Consider the following 15,863-nt stretch of genomic DNA (forward strand, 5'->3'; position numbering starts at 1 on the left):
CCGGCGTCAGCGCCGGTCGGCGGCCAATGAACCGAAAAACGTCGCGACCTTGGCCTTGCTCGTCGTCTGCAAGCGCGACATGAGCCCGTGATCGACTTGTCGCAGCCCGTAAGTCTCGCCGATGTCGCGCTGCATCCGACACCACAGATGGGTCGCGATCTCCGCGTCGACCATCGCGCGGTGGGCGCGGCCTGCCTTCGGCAGCCGCAGCATGTCGGCGAGGCTCGACAGCCGGTGACTTTGCGCGTGCGGGTAGATGCGCCGCGCGACGAGCATCGTGCACGCGAACGCATGCTCGGCCGCCACGCCGAGCATGCCGAGCTCGGCCTGCCAGAACCGCTTGTCGAAGCCGGCGTTGTGCGCGACGACGGGGTGGCTTCCGACGAATGCGGCGGCTTCCTTCATGACCTTCGACACCGGCGGCGCCGACGCAATCATCTCGTTCGTGATGCCGGTGAGCGCGACGACGTCGGACGGAATGCGGCGCCCCGCGTTCATCAGGCTCTGGTAGCGGTCGACGATCTCGCCGTCGCGCAGCAGAATCACGGCGATCTCGGTCGCCCTGTCGCCCATGTTCGGGGAAAGCCCGGTTGTTTCGAAGTCGAGTACCGCTACGGTTTGCATGGTCGAATCGGAGGAGGGATACCTGGCGCGCCACGTCGATCGGGACGCGTCGCGCCGACGGAAAAGCGCCATAGTATCCCCGGATGCGGTGTCGGGCGGCAAACGCCGTCGTCGTGCGTGGCGCATCGCCAGGTCCGTGCAGGCCGGCACGCCCGCTGCGTCAGCGACAACTGAAGCTCGCCGCCGAATTCACGTCGCCCGACCCGTTGTAGCGCGCGACCTGCGGATACGGACACAGCGGACGCGTGCGTCCCGCGCCCCACGACGTCGGCACATCCGCATTCGGCACCGCGTTCGTCGTGTCGCGCGCCGTGGCGACGATCGCCGTGGGCGCCTGCCCCTGCTCGACCCACGCGACGAGCGGCGTCAGCATGTCGAATTGGTCGGCTGCCGGCCCGCCCGAGCAATGGTTCATGCCCGGCACCGGATAGAAGCGCGCGAAGTCCGACGCGTCGCCACCGTTCGCCTGCGCGAGCCGGCCGTACCAGTCGCTCGTGTCGTTGTACGAGAACACCGGGTCGCCGATGCCGTGATAGACGAGCAGCTTCGCGCCGCGCGACTTCAGCGCGGACAGGTTGGTCTCGTCGGGCGGCGTCATGAACGACCACGCGGATTGCGTATAGACGCCGCTCGTCGCGAAGATCGCCGGCGCGTCGTTGTCCATGTCGAAGCCGAGCGCGAAACCGGCGAGGTTCGCGAGCGTCGCGGCGGTTTTCGGCGGCGTCGTGAACGTGAACGCCATCGCGGCCGGGTCGAGCGTGACCGAGTTCGACTGCTTCCACGCGGCCCAGCCGCCGGCCGCGATGCCCGGATCGTACGGAAAGCTCGCATAGAGCGCCGTGCCCGCGCTGTTGCGCGCGCCCGCGAACACGTTTTCGAGCGCGCTCTTCTGCGCCGTCGTCAGGCAGGCGCCCGTGCGCGTGCCGTTCGCGCAGGTCGGGATGTCCGTCTCGACGCTGAAATGCGCCTGGCATGCGCCGACGTCCTGCACCATCCCGTCGGCCACGCCGTCGAGCGCATCGCACTTGTCGAGAATCGCCGCGCCGACCAACCGGCGCTCCGTGTCGGTGAAGCCGCTACGGATGTCCGGCAGCCCGTTCGCGCCGGTCGCCGACGCGATCTTCGCGAACTGCTGCGCGCCGTACATCTCGCCGATCGCCGCCTTCGGCAGGTGGAAGCCCGGGTCGCCCGCGATGATCCCGTCGTAGTCGCCCGCGTTGCGCACGGCCGTGACCATCGCGTGACGGCCGCCGTTCGAGCAGCCGCCAAAATAGCTGCGGTCGGGCATCTTCCCGTATGCGAGCCGGATCACCTGCTTCGCCATCGGCGTGAGCGCGTCGACCGCGCCGTAGCCGTAATCGAGCCGCGCCTGCGGGTCGAGGCCGAACAGCGGGTTCTGCGCGGCGCTGTGCCCGGAATCCGAGCTGATCACCGCGAAGCCCATGTTCAGCGCGTCGGTCAGCGGTCCGCCGCCGCCGATCTCGCCGGTCGCGGTCATGACGTTGCCGTCGAGCCCGCCGTTCGCCTGGTAGAAGAAGCGGCCGTTCCACGCTTTCGGCAAACGCATCTCGAAGCCGATCGCATAGGTCTGGCCGTCCACCGCGCTCACGCGCTCGTTCATCTTCCCGTCGATCACGCAGTGTTCGGCGATCGGCTTGCCGGCCACCTTCAGCGCGCCGGCGGCCGCGGTCGTCACCGACGTGAACGACGTGTTCGCATACGACAGCTTCGCGGCGAGCGCGTCGCAGGCCTGCGTCATCGCGGCCGGCGTCGCGGCGCTCAGATGTGTCGGCGTGGCGCTGACCGAATCGTCGCCGCCGCATCCGGCGAGCATGGCCGCCGCCGACAGCGGCGCAATGCAAAGGAATGCAGATTTTCCGTTCAAGATATCTCCCCTTCGTCAGGCTGCCGGATCAGAACATGTGCCGCACGCCGACCATCGCGCCGAGCTGCCCCATCCCCGCGCCGGGCGTCGTGCCGGGGCCGCCGCCGCTGACCGCGTAGCGTGCATGCGCGCTGTTCCACAGATACGAGGATTGCGCGTAGACGGCCGTGCGCTTGGTCAGCAGATAGGTCGCGCGCAGCGTGGCCATCGTCGCGCGCGTGTCGTGCGCGCTGTTGACGATCCGGTAGCCCTCGCCGTCGACGACGAAGTCGGGCTTGATCGCATACGATGCACCGAGGAAGAACAGATCCGAATGCGCGCCGGGCGCGGCCGGCGAACCGGTCGACACGCGCCGCCCGATCCACCCCGCGCCGATGCGCGCGCCGGCCGCCTGCGCATACGCGCTCACGTGCGTGCGCGCGTCCTTGCCGCCGCTGCTGGTGAAGGCGACCGGCGCGACGCCGTCGAAGAAGTTCGCGGCCGCGCCGGTGCCGCCGCGCTGCTCCTCGTACGACGCCGCCGCACCGAAATACGCGCTGTCGTACTTGAGCATCACCGACCAGTTGCGGCACTGGACGGCATCGCCCGGCACCTGCCCCGCGCACGTGCCCTGCCCCGGCGAATTGCCGGTGCCCGCGCCGTCGCGGCCGAACGAATACGCGGCACCGAGCGTCACGCCGCGATACGTGCCGACGTAGGTCACCGCGTTGTCGGCGCGGCCGTTCGGCACGTACGCGTCGAACGAGCCGAGCCCGTAGATGTCGGGGCCGATGATGTCCGCGCCCTGCAGCGCGAGATAGGTCATCGTGTACTGGCGGCCGAACGCGAGCGTGCCGAAGCCGCTCTTCAGCCCGACGAACGCCTGCCGCCCGAACAGCCGGCCGCCCTGCCCGAGATCGCCGCCGCGCACGTTGAAGCCGCTTTCGAGCGTGAACACCGCCTGGTAGCCGCCGCCGAGATCCTCGGTGCCGCGCAGGCCCCAGCGCGACGGCAGCTCGCCCGTCACGCCCGGCATGCGCACGACGTGATCGCCGGCCGCGTTCGCGTGCGACACGAACTCGACGCCCGTATCGATGATCCCGTACAGCGTCACGCTCGACTGCGCGTGCGCGCCCGGCGCGGCGAGCGCGCAGCACGCGCCGGCGGCCAGCAGGCCGTTCCTTGTCTTCGTCTTCATAGCGTTGCGTCTCCAGACCGTGTTGAATCGCGCGCTCTGACGGCGCGCATTGAAAAAACGAAACGTTTCAGTCGCCGGCTTGCGGGCGGCGAATCAGCACGAATGCAGCGAAGGCCGCGACGAGCGTGACGGGGATGCTCGCGCCGATCACGACGGGCGCGCTGCGGCCGGCGGCCAGCAGCGTCGCGGCCGCGAGCGGCCCGACGACGGAACCGAGCCGGCCGACGGCCACCGCCGCGCCAACGCCGGTGCCGCGCATCGCGGTCGGGTAGTAGATCGCCGCGAGCGCATACAGCACCGACTGCCCGCCGACCACGAACATCCCCGCCGCGAACGCGGCCGCCGAGAGCGACGCGAAGCCGGGCGCGGCCGCGAGCGCGGCGAGCGACAGCACGATCCCGACATACATGCCGCCGACCACGCGCGACGCGCGCATCCGGTCGAGCGCCGCGCCGATGCCGAGCGCGCCGAGCCCCGCGCCGACGTTGAACGCGATCTGCACGAGGCCGACGTGCGCGCGATCGAGCCCGCGCGAGGCCATCAGCGACGGCAGCCAGTTCAGCAGGAAGTAGAGGACGATCAGCGTGCAGAAATAGCTGACCCACAGCGCGACCGTCGACGTCGTGCGGCCATCGCCGAACAGCGTGCGCGCGACGCTGGTGCGCGCGGCCGGCGTGCCGGCGACGTCGAGATATGCGCGCGATTCCGGCAGGAACAACGCCAGCAGCGGCACGAGCAGCAGCGGCCCCACGCCGCCGACGTAGAAGATGTGCCGCCATTCGGTGTCGCCGGCGAGCAGCACGCCGATCAGCGACGCGATCACGCCGCCGAACGGGATGCCGCAATACATCGTCGCCACCGCGCTGCTGCGCGAGCGCGGCTCGACCGCTTCGGACGACAGCGCGATCAGGTTCGGCATCGCGCCGCCGAGGCCGATGCCGGTCAGCACGCGCACGACGACGAGCATCGCGAAGGTCGACACCTGCGCGGTGGCGATCGACAGCAGTCCGAACAGCATGGCCGACGCGATCAGCACGCGCTTGCGTCCGATCCGGTCGGCGAGGCGCCCGCCGAGCATCGCCCCCGGCAGCAGCCCGAAGGTGCCCGCGCTGAACGCGATGCCCATCTGCGACACGGAGAGCCCGAATTCGCGCGCCATGCGCGGCGCGGCGACGCCGACCGACTGCAGGTCGAGCCCTTCGAGGAGTGCGATCGCGAAACACAGCGCGAGCGTGGTCGCGACCGTGGGTTTTTCGGCAACGTAAGTGTTCATCGTGTCTCCAGTCCCATGTCTTGTAGTCGGTCGGCCTGCATCGGCAGGCCTTATCAGGCAGCCTGATTCACTGGCCGCAAGAATGCCTGCCGGTATCGTGGCCGGCAGGTCGTTGTCGCTGCTTGCTTCGGTTTGCTTCGGTTGGCTTCCGCCTACGCGTAAATCACGTCGGGATCGCGCCGCGCCGGGTCGTACAGCGCGTCGATCGTCGCCGCGCGATGCTTCTGCACGGCCGCCTGGTTCAGCGAACCCTTGTCGGTCACTTCACCGAGATCGAGCGACGGCGGCGTATCGATCAGCCGGATGCGCGCGACGAACGTCGAACCGCCGCTTGCATGCCGGTTCAGCACGGCAAGCCACGACGCGAACGCCGCGCGCACGGCCGGCGCGCGCAGCACGTCGGAAACCGGTGCATCGGCTGCGAGCCCCGCCAGCGCGCGGCATGCGTCGATGCGCGGAAACACCAGCAGCCCGATGTCGTCGCGGTTGATCCCGGTGACGACCACGTCCTGCACGTACGGCGCGCCGCTCGACACCGCGTTCGCCCGCAACGGCCCGACGCTGACGAACGTGCCGCTGCTCAGCTTGAAATCCTCGGTCAGCCGGCCGTCGAACAGCAGCCCGAGTTCCGGCCGCTCAGGATCGGCGAAGACCCCCGCGTCGCCGCTGCGGTAATAACCCTCGTCGTCGAATACGTCGCGCGGATCGACGTCGGCATGCCAGTAGCCGCGCATCACGTTCGGCCCCTTGAAGCGCAGTTCGAGCTTGCCGCCGCACGGCACGAGCTTCGCGTCGCAGCCGGGTGCGGGCAGGCCGATGTAGCCGGCGCGCATCAGCGGCCCGGTCGTGAACAGGCACGACGGCGACGCCTCCGTCATCCCGAGGCCGGCCATGATCCGGATGCGCTCGCCGCAATGCGCGTCGGTCACGCGGTCGAGCCGGTCCCACGCGGCCTGCGACAGCCCCGCGCCGCCGAAGAAATACAGCTTCACGCGCGAGAAGAACGTGTCGCGCAGCACGGCATCGCGTTCGAGCGCGACGGTCAGCTCTTCCCAGCCCTTCGGCACGTTGAAGTAGATCGTCGGCGCGATCTCGCGCAGGTTGCGCACGGTTTCATCGAAGCGGCCCGGCACCGGGCGGCCGTCGTCGATGTACAGCGTGCCGCCGTTGTACAGCGCGATGCCGAGGTTGTGACTGCCACCGAACGTGTGATTCCACGGCAGCCAGTCGACCAGCACCGGCGGTTCGCGCGTCAGCTCGGGCATCGTCTGGCGCAGCATCTGCTGGTTGCTGCACAGCATCCGGTGCGTGGTCGGCACGGCCTTCGGCTGCTTCGTCGACCCCGACGTGAACAGGATCTTCGCGAGATGATCGGGGCCGACCGCTTCATGGATCGCGTCGATCGTGCGCGGAACGGTCGCGAGCAGGCGCGACAGCGGCACGACGCGGCCCGCCGCGACGCCATCGGCATCCGCATCGTTCGCGACGATCAGCGCCGCATCGGCCGGCAGCGTCGCGTCGAGCGCACGCGCGAACGGCGCGCGCTCGGCGACGAACACCGCGCCCGGCCGCAGCACGCCGAGCGTGTGACGCAGCTTGCCGTAATCGGTCGACACCAGCGAATACGCGGGCGAGATCGGCGCATACGGCACGCCGGCCAGCATCGCCGCGAACATCAGCTGCAGATGCTCGAGATCGTTGCCGGACAGCACCGCGAGCGGTCGCTCGACCGACAGCCCGAGATCGATGAGACCCTGGCCGAGCGCGCGGGCGCGTTCGAGCATCTGCGCGTAAGTGATTTCGATCCAGTTGCCATCGGCGCCGCGCCGCGCGGCGAGCACGCGGTCGGGATGCGCGTGCGCGCCGCGCACGAGGCAGTCGGTCAGGCGCGTCGGGTAGTCGCCGAGCGGTTCGCGCGAGCGCAGGTACCACGTGCCGTTTTCCGCGCGACGAATCTCGGCCGCGCCGACCGCGACGGCCGCCGCGCGATAGCGCACGCCGCCGGTGTCGTTCGCCGGCCCGCTTACGGGCGTCGCAACATTCATCGTCGGTTCGCTCATATCGGGTAATGACGCGGTGTGGTCTGCACGGTGATCCAGCGCAGCTCGGTGAATTCGGCGATCGACGCGCGGCTGCCGAAGCGGCCGTAGCCGCTCGCCTTCGTGCCGCCGAACGGCATCTGCGCCTCGTCGTGCACGGTCGGCCCGTTGATGTGGCAGATCCCCGATTCGATCCGGCGCGCGACCGTCATCGCGCGTGCGATATCGCGGCTGAACACGCTCGCCGACAGCCCGAACTCGCTGTCGTTCGCGAGCGCGACCGCTTCGTCGTCGCTGTCCGCGCGCAGGATCGCCACCACCGGCGCGAACGATTCCTCGCGATACAGCCGCATGTCGCGCGTGACGCCGTCGACGATCGCGGGCTGCATCGTCGCGCCCTCGATCCGGCAGCCGAGCGGCAGGCGCGCGCCGTGCGCACGCGCATCCTCGACGAGCGACGCGGCACGCGCGGCCGCGGCCGCATCGACCATCGTGCCGAGCGCATGGCCCGCCAGCGGATCGCCGGCGACCAGCGAGCGCGCCTTGTCGGCCAGCCGTTCGACGAGCGCATCGGCGATCGGCCGCGCGGCGATCACGCGCTCGGTCGACATGCAGATCTGCCCCTGGTTGAAGAACGCGCCGAACGCGATCGCGTCGACGGCCGCATCGAGATCGGCATCGTCGAGCACGAGCACCGGCGCCTTGCCGCCGAGTTCGAGCAGCACGGGTTTCAGGTGCGCGGCCGCATGGCGCGCGATGATGCGCCCGACGTGCGTGGAGCCGGTGAAGTTGATCCGCTTCACGTGCGGATGCGCGATCAGCCGCTCGACGAGTTCGGGCGCATCGGCCGCCGCGTGCGTGATCACGTTCACGACGCCCGCGCCGAGCCCGGCATCCTCCAGCACCGCGCCGATCAGCGCGTGCACGCCCGGGCACGCTTCGGACGCCTTCAGCACGACCGTGTTGCCGCATGCGAGCGGCATCGCCAGCGCGCGCGTACCGAGGATCACCGGCGCGTTCCACGGCGCGATGCCGAGCACGACGCCGCACGGCACGCGCATCGCCAGCGCGAGATTGCCGGGCACGTCGGACGGGATCACGTCGCCGTCGATCTGCGTCGTCATCGACGCGGCCTCGCGCAGCATGTTCGCCGCGAGCCTCACGTTGAAGCCGAGCCAGCCGGGCGTCGCGCCCGTTTCGGCGACGCCGGTCGCGATGAACGCGTCGATGCGCGCGTCCATCAGGTCCGCGGCCTTCAGCAGGCGGCGGCGCCGTTCGGTCGGCGCGAGCGCCGCCCATGCGGGGAACGCGCGATGCGCGGCTTCGATCGCCGCGTCGGCGTCGGCCGGGCCGGCCGCCGGCGCGCGCGACGCGAGCGCGCCCGTCGCGGGGTTGAATCGGTCGAAGGTTCGGCCGTCGCGGGCGGTGCACCACTCGCCGGCGATCAGCATCCGTCTGTCGGTCATGTCGTCTCCTGCCTTGCCTGTCTCTGTCGGTTGCGTCGGCGCTTGTATCGGCGCTCGTGCTTGTATCAGCGCTTGTATGCCTGCAGGCCCGGCTTGATCGTCTTGTCGTCGAGGAACTGCTTCAGCCCCTGCTCGCGGCCGCGCTCCGGATCGCGCAGCTGCGCCTGGTCGAGCTTCGCATACAGGTAATCCTCGCACTGCTCCCACGTGAGTTCGCGCGAACGCTTGAAGCCGTGCTTCGCCGCGCGCAGCACGACCGGGTTCTTGTCCATCAGCCGCGCGGCGAGCGCGATCGTCGCGTCGCGCAGGCCGGCCAGCGGCACGCTGCTGTTCACGAGGCCCATTTCAGCCGCCTCGACACCGGTGAACGTGTCGCCGGTCATGATGTAGTGCAGCGCGCGGCGATGCCCGACCGTGTCCGCCATCGCCTTGCTGACGAGGTTGCCCGGCGGGATGCCCCAGTTGATTTCGGACAGCCCGAACACCGCTTCGTCCGCCGCGATCGCGAGGTCGCACGCGACGAGCGGCGAGAAGCCGCCGCCGAAGCACCAGCCGTTCACCATCGCGATCGTCGGCTTGTTGTACATCCGCAGGCGGCGCCACTGCCATTCCGACGCGTCGCGCCGCACCTTTTCCTGCAGCGCGTCGGAGCCGCCGTCGATCTCGCGGAAATATTCCTTCAGATCCATGCCGGCCGTCCACGCCGCGCCCGCGCCGGTCAGCACCAGCACCTTCGCCTCGTCGTCGAATTCGACCGCGTCGAGGACCTCCAGCATCTCCCGGTTCAGCGTCGGGCTCATTGCGTTGCGCTTCTCGGGGCGGTTCAGCGTGACCCACGCGATGCCGGCCTCCACCTTCACTTCAACGGTCTGCCAGCGGTTGTCGTACTTGCTCATGTCTGTTCCTGTCGTTCGTTCCTGTGCGATTCGGTGCGCAGCATTCCTGCTGCGAACGACTTCATTTAATATCAGGCTACCTGATATTGCAAGCGGCACGAGCGCCGGTGTAAACCCGGAGCGGAAAGCGGCGGCGATGCTGGAATCGGGGAACGGTCAGGCGACCGGCGAGCGGGCGGGAACGCGAACACGGGCCGCACGGGCCCGTGTCGTGCAGGTTCGGGAAAGGGTCAGCGGCGCAGGTTGCGCGCGAACAGTTCGAGCGTGCGCTGCACGTGCGTGGCGTCGTCGATGGAGACGTCGCCGAGCATCCGCGTCTCGAGCGGACGCAGCACGGCTTCGCATTCGCGCAGCATCGCCGCGCCTTCGTCGGTCAGCGTCAGCAGGATGATGCGGCCGTGCGACGGGTCGGCTTCGCGCGTGACGAAACCGCGGGCGGCCATCACGCTCATCACCTCGTTCGCCGATTGCGGCGTGATGAACGAGCGTTCCGCCAGTTGCGCGTTCGACGACGCGCCGCGCGCCTCGAGCACCGACAGCGCCGTGTATTGCGCGAGCGTGATGCCGAGCGGCGCGAGCGCGTCGGTCATGTGGCGGCGCAGCAGCCGTTCGAGACTGCCGACCACGTAGGTCAGGCGCTGCGGCACGCGGGCCTTCTGCTTGTCGCCCGTCGCGCGGGCGGCGTTCTTCGCGGCGTTTTTCGCGTTCGCGGGCTTGGTCGGTGCGGAACTCATGGTGCGGGCGGGATGGAATTGCGGGCCATCTTACCAGCACGTCGGGGGAGCGATCGGCGTGTTCCGGCAAGCCGGACCGCCTCCGTGCGCGCGTGCATGCGCGGCTGACCGCGCGCCGGATCGCCTGGCTCGCTGCGTCGGACGCATCCCATGAACGGGATCCGACACGCGGTCAGCCGCGCGGCGCCCCCGCGAATCGCGCGGTCGGCAGCCCCGTGTAGCGCGTCCGGGCGACGAATACGCCGCCGGCGTGCGCATCGCTCGCCAGCGCGTCGTCGCTCAATCCGACGCGCGCGCTCGTCACGTACAGCCGGCCTTCGCCGTCGAGCGTCACGCAGCTCGGCTGCGCGGTCGGCACGGTCACGCGGTCCGTCTCGACGCCGTCCGGCCCGTAGCGCACCACGCGCCGGCCGCCCCACTGCGCATTCCACAGGCCGCCGTCGCGATCGACGATCGAACCGTCCGGATCGCCGTCGGGATCGGTCAGGCGCGCGAACGGCCGCACGTTCGCGACATCGCCGCCTGCACGGTAATCGCAGACGAAAATCTCGCGCACCATCGAATCGCAGAAATACATCTTCGACCCGTCCGGCGAGAACGCGATGCTGTTCGCGATCGCCGCCGCCGGCAACGCAAGCCGTTCGAGCGTGAGGTCCGGATTGAGCCGGTAGAAGCCGCCGACCGCGCGCGGCGGGTCGCCGCCTTCGTCCTTCATCCCGAACACGAACGCGCCGAACGGATCGCAGCGGCCGTCGTTCAGCCGCGTCGGCAGATCGGGTTCGACGTCGACGATCCGCGTGAATTCGCCGCTGCGCAGGTCGAAAAACGCGAGATGCGTCGCGAGCCCGACGAGCAGCACGTTCGGCTCGTTCGTCAGCGCGAAGCACGCGAGCCGCTCGGGCATCGGCCACTGCGCGAGGTCCGAGCCGTCCGCGCGGCAGCGCCACAGCCGCGCGCCTTCGATGTCCGTCCAGTACAGCGCGTGCGTGGCGTCGCACCACGTCGCGCCTTCGCCGAGCGTGTTGCGGCTGTCGACGAGCAGCGCCGCCGCGCCCGGATCAATCTGTTGCATGCCGTCTCCCGATATCTGTCGCCTTCGCGGGCGGACGCGCGTTCGTCAGGGTCAGATCTTCATCGCGCGCCGCTGGTTGCGACGATACTGGTCGAACAGCACCGCGAGCAACAGAATTCCGCCGCGTATCAGATATTGGTAAAAGGTCGGCACGTTCAGCAGGCTCATCGCGTCCTGCACGGAACCCATGATCAGCACGCCGACCAGCACGCCGGAAATCGTCGCGACGCCGCCCGTCAGCGATACGCCGCCGAGCACGCACGCGGAGATCACGCCGAGTTCGAGGCCGACCGACGTCTTCGGATCGCCGAGGCTCATCCGCGACGCGAGCATCACGCCGGCGAAGCCGGTCACGAGCCCCTGCAGCACGAACACCGCGATCTTGATGCGCATCACCGGCAGCCCCGCGAGCAGCGCGGCCTCGCCGTTGCCGCCGACGGCCAGCACGTTCTTGCCGAACACGGTCTTGCGCAAGAGGAAACCGAACACGACGAAGCCGACGATGTTGCTCCAGATCGGATACGAAATGCCGAGGAACGACCCGCCGCCGAGATCGAAGAAGCGCTCCTCGGAGATCATCACCGCGTCGCCGTTCGACGTGATGAACGCGAGCCCGCGCACGACTTCCATCATCGCGAGCGTGACGATCAGCGAATTGATCCGCCAGCGCGCGATCAGCACGCCGTTGACGAGCCCGACCGCACCGCCCGCGAGCACGCCGGCCGCGATGCCGAGCACGACGCTGTGCGTCGCGGTGATCAGCGTCGACGCGACGACGCCCGAAAACGCGACGATCGACGCGACCGACAGGTCGACTTCGCCGAGCGCGAGCACGAACATCATCGTCACCGCGATCGAGCCGATCAGCGTGACCGACAGCAGCAGGCCCTGGATGTTGCGCGGCGTGAGGAAGTCCGGCACGGTCAGCGACAGCGTCGCGAACAGCACGAGGAACACCATCACGATGCCGGAGCGGTTGATCAGTTGCCACACGCCGCCGCGCGCTCGCGCGGGCGCGGCCGCGGCATCCGGGGACGGGGAAGTACGTTGGGGTTGCATTGCCTGGCTCATATCGGTTGCTTTCCGGTTGACTGCGCTAGCGCGGCAGCGCGAGCTTGATCAGCGCATCGGGCGTCGCCTGCGCCTTCGCGATCTCGCCCGCGATCCGCCCTTCCTTCATCACGACGATGCGGTCCGACACGCCGATCACCTCGGCCAGGTCGCTCGACACGATGATCACCGTGCGGCCCGCTTCCGCGAGCTCGTAGAACAGGTTGTAGATTTCCGCGCGCGCGCCGACGTCGATGCCGCGCGTCGGCTCGTCCATCAGGAACACGTCGATGCGCTCGGCCAGCCAGCGCGCGAGCACGACCTTCTGCTGGTTGCCGCCCGACAGCGCGCCGATCGGCGTCTCGCCGTCGCGGGTCTTGATCGCGAGCCGCTCGATGTAGCGTTGCGCGAGTTCGCGTTCGCGCCGCGCGTCGAGCAGCACGCGCGCCGGGCTGAAATGGCGGCGCGCGCTGATGTTCAGGTTGTCGGCGACCGACGCGATCGCGACGATGCCTTCCTGCTTGCGGTCCTCCGGGCACAGCGCGATGCCGGCACGCACCGCGTCGCGCGGGCTCGCGAACGCGACGCGCTTGCCGCCCAGCTCGACGTGCCCGCCGCTCGGGCGCGCCGCGCCGTACAGCAGCTTCATCAGCTCCGAACGCCCCGCGCCGACGAGCCCGAAGAAGCCGACGATCTCGCCGCGCCGCGCCGCGAACGACACCGGCTCGGACAGGCCGGGCCCCATCAGCCCCTTCGCCTCGATCAGCACGTCGCCGGCCGTGCGCGGCCGGTAGCCGTACACGTCCTCGATCGAGCGGCCGACCATGCAGCCGATCAGCCGGTCCCGGTCGAGATCGGCGACGGATTCGAACGTCTCGATCCGGCGGCCGTCGCGGAATACCGTCACGCGGTCGCACAGCGCGTCGACTTCCTCCATCCGGTGCGTGACGTAGATGATCGCGCGGCCTTCCGCCCGCAGCGAACGGATGATACGGAACAGCTGCGTGGTCTCGCGCGCGGACAGCGAGCTGGTCGGTTCGTCGAATGCGATCACGCGCGCGTCGCGCATCAGCGCCTTGCCGATCTCGATCATCTGGCGCTGGCCGATCGACAGATATTTCACCGGAATGTCCGGATCGATATGCTCGCCGAGCCGCTCCAGCGCATCGAGCGCGCGCACCGCAAGCGCACGTTCGTCGACCACGCCGAGCCGGCTCGGCAACTGGCCGAGCATCAGGTTCTCCGCGACCGTCAGCTCGGGCACCAGATGCAGCTCCTGGTAGATGATCGCGATGCCGGCCTCGAGCGCGGCGCGCGTCGACGCGAAGCGCTGCACCGTGCCGTTCAGCGTCAGCGTGCCGGCCTGCGGCTGGTTCACGCCGGACAGCACCTTCAGCAGCGTCGACTTGCCCGCGCCGTTCTCGCCCATCAGCCCGTGCACTTCGCCCGCGCGCACCGACAGCGACACGCCGTCGAGCGCGCGCACGCCGGGGAACGTCACGGTGATGCCGTCGAGCGCGAGCAGCGCATCGCCGGACGTGGCCGCGTCGTCGTGGTCGGACACGGCCGTCATCGTCTGCATCGTCATCGCGTCGTCGCCCCGCACGCTCAGATGCCGAGCTCGGTGCGCACGGCCTGCCAGTTCGTGCGCGTCATCAGCTTGCCGCTCGTCTGCGTGTCGGCGGGCGGCGTCTTGCCGTTACGGATCCAGTCGACGAGGTTCTGCGTGCTGTCCTTGCCGTGGTTCGTCGAGCTGACCGCGATCGTTCCGTAGAAGCCGGTCGGTTCCTTCTTCTGGAATTCGGCGAACGCCTCGCCCGCGCCGTTGATGCCGACGCCGATCACGTCGGCCGCCGGGATGTGCAGCTGTTCGGTCGCGCGCACCGCGCCGAGCACGGTTTCCTCGTTCAGCGCGAAGACCACCCATTTCTTCACGTTCGGATGGCGCGAGAGCACCGGGAAGGCCGCCTCGAGGCCGCCGCTGTCGTCGGTCGTCTTCTGCGGCGCGTCGAAGATGTTCTCCTTGCGGAAGCCGTTCGCGAGCAACGCCTGCGTCGCGCCGTCGGTGCGCAGCTTCGCCGTCGGCAGCTCGTAGTTGGTGATGCGCAGCGCGCCGACTTCCTCGGGCTTCCAGCCGCGCCGCTTCATCTCGTCGGCGATCGCCTGGCCGACCTGGTTGCCGATCTTGGTCGCCGACATCCCGAGGTGCGGCACGTTCGTGAGCGGCTTGCCGGTCGAGTCGACGAGCTGGTCGTCGACCGTCACGAACTTCATGTTGTAGCGCTTCGCGCGCGCGGCGATCGCCGGCCCGAGGCGCACGTCGGGCGCGCAGATCACGAAGCCCTGCGCGCCTTGCGAGTTGAGGTTGTCGATCGCGGCCAGCACCTTCTCGCCGTCCGGCGTGCCGATCTTCACGACCGAGAAGTTTTCCTTCTGGCCCAGCGCGGACGCCGCGTTCTGCTCGTTGATGAACCATGCCTGCTCGGGCATCTTCACCAGGAAGCCGATCTTCAGCGGCGCGTCGGCGTGCGCCGCGCCGTGCATCCCGAACGGCGCAATGCAAAGCGCGGCCAGCAGCGCGCGCAGGGTGTGTCGGCGAATCGTGCGGTTCATGCGGTGTCTCCTTGTATTGGCTTGGGTCTTCAACTACCGTCGTGCGCGGTCGCGCTCGCGATGGCGCGCGCCGGCACGGTGTCAGCGGCCGAACGCGTCGGTCCCGACGCGCCGCCCGAACAGAAACGCATCGGCGACGAGCCGCAACGGCCGCACGTCGACGTCGCTTTCGCCGCGCGCGATCAGCGCGCGGAACTGCGCATACAGCGCCGGATATTCGCGCTGCGGCCCGATCTCGACCGGCTCGCCGCCGATCGACAATTGCGCGCCGCCGCGGCTGATCGCGAGCACGCCGTCCGACGTGTCGACCGCGATTTCCCATTGCTCGACGGGGCCGTGCCGCCAGTCGAATTCCGCGCGCACGGGCACGCCTTCCGTATCGGCGCAATCGAGTTCGGCCGCGATCGGCATCTGCGCGTCGCTCGGCACGTAGAGCGTCGCCTCGCGCAACACGAGTTCGCGCGGCAGGATCCGCGTGACGATCGACAACGCGTTGATGCCGGGATCGAACACGCCGAGGCCGCCGGGTTCCCAGATCCACTGCTGGCCCGGATGCCAGCGCCGCACATCTTCCTTCCAGCGCACCTGCACCGCGCGGATCGTGCGCGTCGCGAGCCATGCGCGCGCCGGTTCCACCGCGCTCGCGCAGCGCGAATGCCAGGTCGCGAACAGCGTGAGGCCGCGTTCGTGCGCGAGCGCGTCGAGCGCGGCCACTTCGCCGAGCGTCGCGCCCGGCGGCTTTTCGAGCATCACGTGCTTGCCGGCTTCGAGCGCGGCGCGCGCCTGCGCGTAGCGCACCTGCGGCGGCGCGCACAGCGACACCGCGTCGAGTTCGGGTTCGGCGGCCAGCAGCGCGCGCAGGTCCTGATAATTGCGCACGCCGCTGACTTCCGCGTGACGGCTCGCGCACGCGGTCAGCACGAAACCCGGTTCGGCGGCGATCGCCGGCAGGTGCTGGTCGCGCGCGATCTTGCCGATCCCGATCACGCCCAGCGAAATCACGTTGCTCATCTGCGTTCCTCCTTCGCCACTTG

At 69.5% G+C, this 15,863-nt stretch carries 13 protein-coding genes; all 13 read right to left on the reverse strand.

The genetic code is table 11. The annotated features are described in order from the left end of the window. Positions 1-6: 6 nt before the first annotated feature. Complete coding sequence (locus WS49_RS13305) at positions 7-624, reverse strand: 3'-5' exonuclease (RefSeq protein ID WP_059528935.1); 618 nt, start codon at positions 622-624, stop codon at positions 7-9. Positions 625-784: 160 nt separating this feature from the next. Then, positions 785-2,509 carry a tannase/feruloyl esterase family alpha/beta hydrolase gene (locus WS49_RS13310; RefSeq protein ID WP_082725509.1) on the reverse strand — a complete coding sequence of 575 codons (1,725 nt, stop codon included), beginning with the start codon at positions 2,507-2,509 and terminating at the stop codon, positions 785-787. 28 nt (positions 2,510-2,537) lie between these two features. After that, positions 2,538-3,686, reverse strand: coding sequence for a porin (locus tag WS49_RS13315; protein ID WP_059528940.1), 1,149 nt, complete (start codon positions 3,684-3,686; stop codon positions 2,538-2,540). 67 nt (positions 3,687-3,753) lie between these two features. Then, positions 3,754-4,959 carry a 3-(3-hydroxy-phenyl)propionate transporter MhpT gene (gene mhpT, locus WS49_RS13320; RefSeq protein WP_059528943.1) on the reverse strand — a complete coding sequence of 402 codons (1,206 nt, stop codon included), beginning with the start codon at positions 4,957-4,959 and terminating at the stop codon, positions 3,754-3,756. 152 nt (positions 4,960-5,111) lie between these two features. Further along, positions 5,112-7,019 carry a feruloyl-CoA synthase gene (locus tag WS49_RS13325; RefSeq protein ID WP_059528946.1) on the reverse strand — a complete coding sequence of 636 codons (1,908 nt, stop codon included), beginning with the start codon at positions 7,017-7,019 and terminating at the stop codon, positions 5,112-5,114. Then, positions 7,016-8,464, reverse strand: coding sequence for an aldehyde dehydrogenase (locus WS49_RS13330; RefSeq protein ID WP_059528948.1), 1,449 nt, complete (start codon positions 8,462-8,464; stop codon positions 7,016-7,018). The genes WS49_RS13325 and WS49_RS13330 overlap by 4 nt, the downstream gene beginning before the upstream one ends. A gap of 65 nt (positions 8,465-8,529) precedes the next feature. Next, entirely contained in the window at positions 8,530-9,360 is an 831-nt protein-coding gene (locus WS49_RS13335) for a p-hydroxycinnamoyl CoA hydratase/lyase (protein ID WP_059448873.1), read from the reverse strand. Between the two features lie 230 nt (positions 9,361-9,590). After that, positions 9,591-10,094 (reverse strand): MarR family winged helix-turn-helix transcriptional regulator, encoded by a 504-nt coding sequence (locus tag WS49_RS13340; protein ID WP_059528951.1) that lies wholly within the window; start codon positions 10,092-10,094, stop codon positions 9,591-9,593. 172 nt (positions 10,095-10,266) lie between these two features. Next, positions 10,267-11,166 carry an SMP-30/gluconolactonase/LRE family protein gene (locus WS49_RS13345; RefSeq protein ID WP_059528954.1) on the reverse strand — a complete coding sequence of 300 codons (900 nt, stop codon included), beginning with the start codon at positions 11,164-11,166 and terminating at the stop codon, positions 10,267-10,269. 51 nt (positions 11,167-11,217) lie between these two features. After that, positions 11,218-12,237, reverse strand: a complete 1,020-nt coding sequence (araH, locus tag WS49_RS13350; RefSeq protein ID WP_044847378.1) for an L-arabinose ABC transporter permease AraH — start codon at positions 12,235-12,237, stop codon at positions 11,218-11,220. A gap of 25 nt (positions 12,238-12,262) precedes the next feature. Continuing rightward, complete coding sequence (gene araG / locus WS49_RS13355) at positions 12,263-13,804, reverse strand: L-arabinose ABC transporter ATP-binding protein AraG (protein WP_059529121.1); 1,542 nt, start codon at positions 13,802-13,804, stop codon at positions 12,263-12,265. 20 nt (positions 13,805-13,824) lie between these two features. Then, positions 13,825-14,829, reverse strand: coding sequence for an arabinose ABC transporter substrate-binding protein (locus WS49_RS13360; RefSeq protein WP_059528956.1), 1,005 nt, complete (start codon positions 14,827-14,829; stop codon positions 13,825-13,827). Between the two features lie 81 nt (positions 14,830-14,910). Then, positions 14,911-15,840 (reverse strand): Gfo/Idh/MocA family protein, encoded by a 930-nt coding sequence (locus WS49_RS13365; protein ID WP_059528959.1) that lies wholly within the window; start codon positions 15,838-15,840, stop codon positions 14,911-14,913. Positions 15,841-15,863 lie beyond the last annotated feature (23 nt).

The organism is Burkholderia sp. RF7-non_BP4, assembly GCF_001521935.1.
GTDB classification, from domain to species: Bacteria; Pseudomonadota; Gammaproteobacteria; order Burkholderiales; family Burkholderiaceae; genus Burkholderia; species Burkholderia diffusa.